Annotated in this window: 1 protein-coding gene and 1 pseudogene; both read right to left on the reverse strand. The window is 73.7% G+C overall.

Annotated elements, in window-relative coordinates; translation table 11 throughout:
* Positions 1 to 7: 7 nt before the first annotated feature.
* Positions 8 to 88 (reverse strand): annotated as a pseudogene (locus tag ACWD4P_RS37875) (bifunctional 1-(5-phosphoribosyl)-5-((5-phosphoribosylamino)methylideneamino)imidazole-4-carboxamide isomerase/phosphoribosylanthranilate isomerase PriA); the annotation flags it as partial.
* 41 nt (positions 89 to 129) lie between these two features.
* Positions 130 to 4,470 (reverse strand): amino acid adenylation domain-containing protein (locus ACWD4P_RS37880; RefSeq protein WP_449782776.1); only part of this gene is annotated, 4,341 nt, incomplete at its 5' end.

Raw genomic sequence — 4,470 nt, forward strand, 5'->3', positions numbered from 1 at the left:
CCGTCCGTCATCCGGAAACCGCCTCCAGGGCCTCTTCGAGGGTGAACTTCTGCTCGTAGAGTGCCTTGCCCACGATGGCGCCCTCGACAGGCCCGTGCGCCGTCCTCCGGCGCACGAGCCGCCGGCCGGCTAGGGCGCGTCGTGCCCGCCGGCGAGCCGGTCGGCGAGAACGGGGCCGATCTGGGCGAGCTGATCAGGCCTCGTCATTTCACCATGCCGCCCGGTCACCCGGTGCACTTCGATCCGGCCGGTGACGTGCGGCCGCCAGTCCTCGGGCCGCACCGACGGCGCCGGCTCCTCCCTGGTCGCCTCGAAGAAGAGCACATCGCCCCTGAACGTACGGGACTTGAAGGAGTCCAGGACCGCGATGTTGCCGAGGAAGACCCTGGCCATCGCCTCCAGCGCGGCGTCGTCGAGCAGCGCGAACGGGCCGTCCGGGGCCTTCGCGGAGTCCGGGTCGTGGCCGAGCGACTCCAGCAGCGCCCGCACCGCCTCCTCGCCGCCGAGCTCCCGGGCCGGCTCCTGGGCCTGGACGCGGGCTTCCTCCTGGGCCGGCTCGGCCGGGGCGCCGGTGCCGCCCCCGCTCGGGAAGCTGTCCATCAGCACCAGTGCCTCGATCTCCTCGCCCTCCTCCTGGAGCCGGACGGCGAGTTCGTGGGCCACCACCCCGCCGAACGACCACCCCAGCAGCGCGTACGGGCCCTGCGGCTGCACGGACCGGATCAGCGCCAGGTAGTCCTCGACCATGGCGTCGACGCCGGACGGGACGGCCTCCGGGGCCAGCAGGCCGCGGGCCTGGAGACCGTAGAGGGCGCGGTCGCCGTCCAGGTGGCGGAGCAGTCCCGAGTAGACCCAGCTGATGCCGGCCGCCGGGTGCACGCAGAAGAGCGGCCGGGCCGTCGGCCCGCTGCCCCTGCGCAGCGGCAGCAGGGTGGCGAGGGCCCCGTCCCCCTGCCCCGAGTCGTCCAGCCGTCCGGCGAGCGCGGCGACGGTGGGGGCGTCGAAGACGTCCCGGATGCCGATCTCGGCACCGAGGGCGGTGCGGACCCGGCTGATCAGCCGGGCCGCCAGCAGTGAGTGCCCGCCCAGGAGGAAGAAGTCGTCGTCGATGCCCACCGACGGCACCCCGAGGACCTCGGCGAACACCGCGCAGAGGATCTCCTCCTGCGCCGACCGCGCGGCCCGCCCGCCGGTGCTCGCGCCCGCCACCGGCTCGGGCAGGGCCCGCTGGTCCAGCTTGCCGTGCGAGGTCATCGGCAGGGCGTCCAGCACCACCACCGCGGCCGGCAGCATGTGGCGCGGCAGGCGCCCCCCGGCGAAGCGCCGCAGCTCCTCCGGGTCGGCCTCCCGGCCGGCGGACGGCACCACGTAGCCCACGAGCCGCTTGTCCCCCGGCCGGTCCTCCCGCACCACCACGGCGGCCTGCGCCACCGCCTCGTGCGCCAGCAGTACCGCGGCGATCTCGCCCGGCTCGATCCGGAAGCCCCGGATCTTCACCTGGTCGTCCGCGCGCCCCACGTACTCCAGGGCGCCGTCGGCCCGCCACCGGACGAGGTCGCCGGTGCGGTACATCCGCTCGCCCGCCGCCCCGAACGGATTCGCCACGAAGCGCTCGGCCGTCAGACCGGGCCGGCCCAGGTAGCCGCGGGCAAGGCTCTCCCCGGCGATGTACAGCTCACCGGGGACGCCCGGCGGGACGGCCCGCAGGCGGTCGTCCAGGACGAAGAGCCGGGTGTTGCGGATCGGCCGCCCGATGACCGGCCGCTCGTACGCGCCGATCACGGCGTTGGTGGCGTACACGGTGCACTCGGTGGGACCGTACTGGTTGTTGGCCGCGACCCCGGCCCGCCGGAGGTCCGCCCACAGCGCGTCGTCGACCGCCTCGCCGCCGACGTCGACGATCCGGGGCCGGGAGGTGCGCTCCGCGGAGAGCATGCCCAGCTCGATCAGCTGCCGGCAGTACGTCGGGGTGGTCTCGAGGTAGTCGATCCGCTCGTCGTCGAGGTAGTCGACCAGGAGCTCGGGCGTGCGGCGGGTCTCGTCGTCCACCAGGTGCAGCTCGTGGCCGTCCAGCAGCCAGAACAGCAGGAGCCAGCTGGCGTCGAAGGTCGTCGCCCCGATCATGGCGGCGCGCAGGGGGCGGCCGGCCGCCGCGATGTCGGCCCGGTAGACGTCCTCCCGGTGGCTGCGGACGAGGTTGGCCAGGGAGCGGTGCTCGATGAGCACGCCCTTCGGCGTTCCCGTCGAGCCGGAGGTGAAGATGGCGTACGCGGAGTGCTCCGGGCGCAGGGGCGAGAGCCGGTCGGCGTCCGACACGTCGGCGCCGGAACGGCGGGCCAGCTCGGCACCGACCGCGGGGTCGTCCAGGTCCAGCAGCCCCGGCACCGGCCGGGCCGGGTCCGCGAACCGCCCGGCCGTCCCACCGCCGGCGATCACCAGGGCCGGCCGGCCGGTGTCGAGCATGTACCCGACCCGCTCGACGGGGTACTCCGGGTCGACCGGGACGTAGCAGGCGCCCGCCTTCAGGATCGCCAGCAGCGACACGATCAGCTCGACACCCCTCGGGAGCAGGACGGCCACGGACTGCTCCGGCCCCGCCCCGCGGTCGATCAGCAGCCGCGCCAGGCGGTTCGCCCGCGCGTTCAGCTCCCGGAAGGTCAGCGCCTCCCCCTGGAAGACGAGCGCGTTCGCGTCCGGTGTCCGGCGGACGTGCCCCTCGAAGACCGCCGGAACCAGCCCGGTGTCCGCCGGGACCCGCTCGGTGTCGTTCCACTCGACGAGGATCCGCCCGCGCTCGGCCGGGGTCAGGACGTCGACCGCCTCGACCGGCTGGTCCGGGTCCGCGACCAGGGCGGTCAGCAGCCGGAGCAGACGGCCCGCCAGGCCGGACACGGTGCCGCGGTCGAAGAGGTCCGTGGCGTAGTGCAGGACGCCGAGGATGCCGACGGGCGCGCCGGCCGTGTCGCGGTTCTCCACGCAGGTGAGGTTCAGGTCGAACTTGACCGGCGGCATCCCGAAGGACTCGGGCTCCGCGGTCAGCCCCGGGAGGCTCAGGGTGCCCTCCTCGTTGTTCTGCAGCACCAGCATCACCTGGAACAGCGGATGCACGGAACTGGAACGGACCGGGTTCAACTCCTCGACCAGCCGCTCGAAGGGCAGGTCCTGGTGGGTGAAGGCCGCCAGGTCGGTGTCGCGGACCCGGCCCAGGAGCTCGGTGAAGGTCGGGGCGTCCGACAGGTCGGTGCGCAGGACGAGCGTATTGACGAAGAACCCGACCAGGTCGTCCAGCGCCTGGTCAGAACGACCGGCCACCACCGTCCCGATGGGAATGTCGGTGCCGGCGCCCATCCGGGAGAGCAGGGCCGCCAGGGCCGCGTGCAGCACCATGAACAGGGTGACCCCGTGCCGCCGGGCCAACGCGTCCAGTTCGGCGTGCAGTTCGGCGTCGACGTGGAACTGCAGGAGGTCCCCCTGGTGGGAGGCCGCAGCCGGTCGGGGTCGATCGAAGGGCAGCGCGACCTCCTGCGGGGCGCCACGCAACGCCTCGGACCAGTAGGCGAGTTGGCGGTCCATGGTCTCGCCGAGCTGGTGGTGCTGCCAGAGGGTGTAGTCCGCGTACTGGACGGCCAACGGCTCCCAGTCGGGCCGGAGCCCCGCGAGGCGGGCCTGGTAGGCCGAGGCGACGCCCGACCAGAGCGGGCCGGAGGACCAGCCATCGCTCGCGATGTGATGCAGGGTCAGGACGAGCACGGACTCGCTCGCGCCGAGGCTGAACAGGGCTACCCGCAGCGGGAGTTCGGAGGCGAGGTCGAAGGGGGCGAAGGCCTCGGCCGAGATCCGCTCCGCCACCTCCTCGCCCGTGCACTCCACGACCGCGAACGGGATCCGTACCTCCCCGGCGGGCAGGATCAGCTGGCGGGGCTTGCCGTCCACCGCCGGATAGACCGTTCGCAGGGCCTCGTGCCGGCCCACCACGTCACCGATCGCCGCCCGCAACGCCTCGACGTCCACCGGCCCGCGCAGCCGGAACGCGTACGGGCTGTTGTAGGTGGCGGAGGCACCCTCGACCTGGTCGAGGAACCAGAGCCGTTGCTGGGCGAAGGACAGCGGCAGCACCTCGGGGCGTTCCCCCGCCACGAGAGCGGGTCGGGCCGGGCGGCCGTCCTTCAGCCGCTCCGCGACACCGGCGACGGTCGGGGCGTCGAACAGGTCCCGGATGCCGAGTTCGGCACCGAAGGTGGTGCGGATGCGGCTGATCAACCGGGCCGCGAGGAGGGAATGCCCGCCGAGAGCGAAGAAGTCGTCGTCGATGCCGACCGACTGCACCCCGAGGACCTCGGAGAAGACCACGCAGAGGATCTCCTCCTGCGCCGAGCGCGGGGCCCGCCCACCGGTCCCGGCGCTCGTGACGGCGGGTGCGGGCAGGGCCCGCTGGTCCAGCTTGCCGTTCGGCGTGATCGGCAGCGCCTC

This window comes from Kitasatospora sp. NPDC002543, assembly GCF_053594915.1.